Origin of the sequence: uncultured Corynebacterium sp., assembly GCF_947253065.1 — a bacterium.
GTDB lineage: Bacteria > Actinomycetota > Actinomycetes > Mycobacteriales > Mycobacteriaceae > Corynebacterium.
In genome coordinates, this window is the sequence record NZ_CAMXWS010000077.1 from 1 (window position 1) to 3,603 (window position 3,603).

Annotated in this window: 5 protein-coding genes and 1 pseudogene; 3 read left to right on the plus strand and 3 right to left on the minus strand. The window is 60.6% G+C overall.

Translation table 11 applies throughout. From position 1 onward, the window contains the following. Window positions 1-657: pseudogene (locus tag Q0X21_RS10185) on the plus strand (preprotein translocase subunit SecA); the annotation flags it as partial. Window positions 658-675: 18 nt separating this feature from the next. Here Q0X21_RS10185 and Q0X21_RS10190 read toward each other — a convergent pair. Next, window positions 676-1,047, minus strand: coding sequence for a hypothetical protein (locus tag Q0X21_RS10190; RefSeq protein ID WP_297851756.1), 372 nt, complete (start codon window positions 1,045-1,047; stop codon window positions 676-678). A gap of 207 nt (window positions 1,048-1,254) precedes the next feature. Between Q0X21_RS10190 and Q0X21_RS10195 the strand changes: the two genes are divergently transcribed. Together Q0X21_RS10195 and Q0X21_RS10200 are read left to right on the plus strand one after the other, a co-directional pair. Continuing rightward, entirely contained in the window at window positions 1,255-1,665 is a 411-nt protein-coding gene (locus Q0X21_RS10195; protein WP_297851757.1) for an HAD-IA family hydrolase, read from the plus strand. Between the two features lie 8 nt (window positions 1,666-1,673). Further along, window positions 1,674-2,171 carry a DUF6912 family protein gene (locus Q0X21_RS10200; RefSeq protein ID WP_297851758.1) on the plus strand — a complete coding sequence of 166 codons (498 nt, stop codon included), beginning with the start codon at window positions 1,674-1,676 and terminating at the stop codon, window positions 2,169-2,171. A gap of 3 nt (window positions 2,172-2,174) precedes the next feature. Here the strand turns inward: Q0X21_RS10200 and rsgA are convergent, their stop codons facing one another. Together rsgA and Q0X21_RS10210 are read right to left on the minus strand one after the other, a co-directional pair. Beyond that, window positions 2,175-3,188, minus strand: a complete 1,014-nt coding sequence (gene rsgA / locus Q0X21_RS10205; protein ID WP_297851759.1) for a ribosome small subunit-dependent GTPase A — start codon at window positions 3,186-3,188, stop codon at window positions 2,175-2,177. Beyond that, a partial coding sequence (locus Q0X21_RS10210; RefSeq protein ID WP_367172842.1) for a 3-phosphoshikimate 1-carboxyvinyltransferase occupies window positions 3,181-3,603 on the minus strand: 423 nt, incomplete at its 5' end. The genes rsgA and Q0X21_RS10210, both read right to left, overlap by 8 nt.

Consider the following 3,603-nt stretch of genomic DNA (forward strand, 5'->3'; position numbering starts at 1 on the left):
GCACGTAAGAACGTGCTGAAGTACGACGAGGTGCTCAATGAGCAGCGCAAGGTTGTTTACCGTGAGCGCCAGGAAATTCTGAAGTCCAAGGACATCAAGGATCAGATCCGCGGCATGATCGACGACACCATCGGTGCGTACGTCGACGGCGCGACCTACGACGGCTATGTCGAGGACTGGGACCTGGAGGAGCTGTGGAATGCGCTCGAGTCGCTGTACGGCCCGCGCGTGACTCCGCAGGAGCTTATCGACGGCTCGGAGTACGGCACCCCAGGCGAGCTCACCGCCTCCCAGTTGCGTCAGGCTGTGCTTGATGATGCGCAGCGTTCCTACGACGAGCTCGAGGACAACGTGATCAGCATCGGTGGCGAGGCCCAGATGCGCAATGTTGAGCGTATGGTGATCCTCCCGGTGATCGATACAAAGTGGCGTGAGCACCTCTACGAGATGGACTACCTCAAGGAGGGCATTGGCCTGCGCGCTATGGCTCAGCGTGATCCTCTGGTCGAGTACCAGAAGGAAGGCGGCGACATGTTCAACGCGATGAATGACGCTGTTAAGGAAGAGACCGTCCGTCAGCTGTTCATGCTACGCAAGCAGTTCGAGCAGCAGGCAGAACAGAACGGTGAGGCAACCGAGCCGACCGAGCAGGCTTAATTAGCCACTTTTTCGGGGTCACAGGACCCTGAAAGAGACCAACTGATCCGCCTTCACGCGCGCTACCCAGGCGTAGCGTGAACCGGCGGAGATTGCTGTGCCATAAAACTCTTGGCCTTTCCGTGCGGTGCTGGCCACACGCACTGTTCCTGTCGGCAGACCACCGATCCGTCGGGCACGCACATAGGAGCGCACGATTGGTGCGAATGCCCGTTTCTGCAGAGACTGGATGTCTTTGACCCCGAATGTCGCATCAAGCGCGGTGCGAATCAGTGGGGAGAACGGAACTTCTTTGCCTGGTGGTTTGCCCAGTGCAACTGGGGCAGTGGGAGTTTTTTCTCCCGGTAGTAGAACCTGCATGTGGGTGTGGCCGGGAACTGGGTAGTACATCAGTAGTGCCTTCCGAGTGATTGTGCGTTGGAAAATTGGTTTCCGAGGCGCTTCACCCCAGGGGCAGACGCGACGTGGGCTAGGTAGTATTGTGCCAGGATCCGGCAGGAACCGCCGGTAAAAAATGCCGCCGAATGTTTACTGAAGTGGACAGTGGACAACGGTGGGCTGGATAGACCGATTGAAGATAAAGGATTGTGGTCGTTGATGCAGGGTTTGATTGTGGATTATGTCGGTGTGCTGGACGTCGAGGGGGAGGACGCGGCTCGTTGGCGCGCATTGCTCGCCGAGCTGAAGAAGCACGAGGTCGCCACCGCCGTGCTGTCCAATGACCCGGGTGGGTCTGACGCTGATGTGATCCGCGAATGGGAGTTCCGGGGCGATGTTGATGCTGTGGTGCTCTCCGGTGAGATCGGCGTGGAAAAGCCTGAGCCCGCCGCATTCCAAGCTGCTGCTGATGCGATTGGTGTGAATCTTGATGAATGCGTGCTCATCGATGATGACATTCTCAACGTCCGTGGCGCCGTCGAGGCTGGCCTGATCGGTATTCTTCACACCGCTTTTGACCGCACGGTCGTGGAGATCCAGACCCTGTTCGGCATCGAGGGCGAATTCTAGGAGGCCTCGTGCGCGTTTATATTCCCGCGACATTTGCAATGCTCAAGGAACTGGAAGCTGACAGTTCCATTCACGCCCGCAGTGGTTGGGGCTTTGCCGCAACCCCGGCGTTGACAGAATTCTTCTCCTCCGGCGGCGATGAGGAAGAGATTGAAGCTGTCGCTTTTGATGATGCCGCGCTTGCTTCCCTGCGCCTTCTGGCCATTGGTGATGAGCCGGATTTCCCGCACCGTCGCGTGGTCATTTCCGTAGATGTGGATGCCACCCCGGAGCCTGAAATGGGGGAGTCTGTGGTCAAGCTCGCTGGGCCGATCGCGCTTGAGGATGTCGCCGCGATTCACGTGGACATTGCCGATGCGGAAGAAGCCACGAAGAAGGCAACCCAGCTTATCGACGCAGCAGATCTCGGCGACCAAGACGCCGAACTTGCAGTAGGCGACGCGCAGGATAATTACCTGGCGTTTTACCACCCCGACGAGCTGCCTTTCCTCATCGAATTGCTGTAGCTACTAGTCGTACGTCGTTTCGTTGATCCGCAGCGCCGCGAGTAGGCGCCGCACGGCCTGGACCCGTCGCCCAATGACGGAGTCCGGGTCGAATTCGTCCCACGCACATTCCGGATCTGCTGGCGGGCCAGCGTGCGTGCAGCCACGCGGACAGCGGTCTGTCGCCTCCGCCAGATCCGGGAATGGCGCGATGACCTCGTCGGGCGAGACGTGTGCCAGACCGAAAGAGCGGATGCCTGGGGTATCAATAATCCAACCGCCCCCTGGCAGCTCCAGCGCCACCGACTGGGTGGACGTGTGACGGCCCTTGCCCACGCCGGAAACCTCGCCGGTCTCACGGTTCGCATCCGGGACAATGCGGTTGACCAGCGTGGATTTGCCCACACCGGAATGTCCGATGAGCGCGGAGAGATGCCCGCTGATCAGCTCTTCCAATTCCGTTAGATCATCGCTGATTCCTGTGCGCAGCACCGCCACGTTGAGGTCAGCGAGTTCCGCCTCGAATTCGCTCGGGTCAGCTAGATCCGATTTGGTCAGGCACACCACTGGCGTGACTCCACCGACGAAAGCAGCGACTAGTGCGCGTTCCACAAAGCCTGTCCGCGGTGGGGGATCAGCCACTGCACAAACGATGAGTAGGGTCCCCGCATTGGCCACCACGATGCGCTCATACGGGTCAGTGTCATCAGCAGTGCGGCGGAGCTCGGAGGAGCGCTCCTCACGCTTCACGATGCGCGCCAGGGTGTCTTTTCTACCGCTGGTATCGCCAACCACGCCTACGTGATCGCCCACCTCGATTGAGGTGCGGCCCAGTTCGCGGGCGCGCATACACACCACGCGCGTGCCGTCCTCCAGCACCACGCCCCAACGGCCACGGTCCTTGGTGATCACCAGACCGACGACAGCATCCTTGTGCTTTGGGCGGTCTTTAGAGCGTGGACGAGAGCCTTTGCCGGGCCGGACTTTCACATCCGACTCGTCGTAGCTGGAGAAATCCCTGCCGCCGCGTCTAGCCATGGAGCATGTCCGTCCACATGTCTTCAAAGCCAGGCAAGGTCTTCGCGGTCGTGCCGATGTCCTCGACCTCGACCCCCTCCGTAGTCAGCCCCACGATCGCTCCAGCAGTAGCCATGCGGTGGTCGGCATAGGAATGCCAGGTGCCGCCGTGCAGTGGAGCAGGGGTGATGCGCAAACCGTCGGCAAGCTCCTCGCATGTACCGCCCAAGCCTGTGATCTCGGCGGTGAGCGCGGCAAGCCGGTCGGTCTCGTGTCCGCGTAGGTGCGCGATGCCGGTCAGCTCACTCGGCGTGGACGCCTGCGTGGCCAAGGCTGCGACAGTCGGGGTGAGCTCGCCGATATCGCCCATATTCAGCTCAATGCCCTTCAGCTCACCCGGCTGCGGGCCCGTCACCGTGAGCGTGCGGTTGTCGCC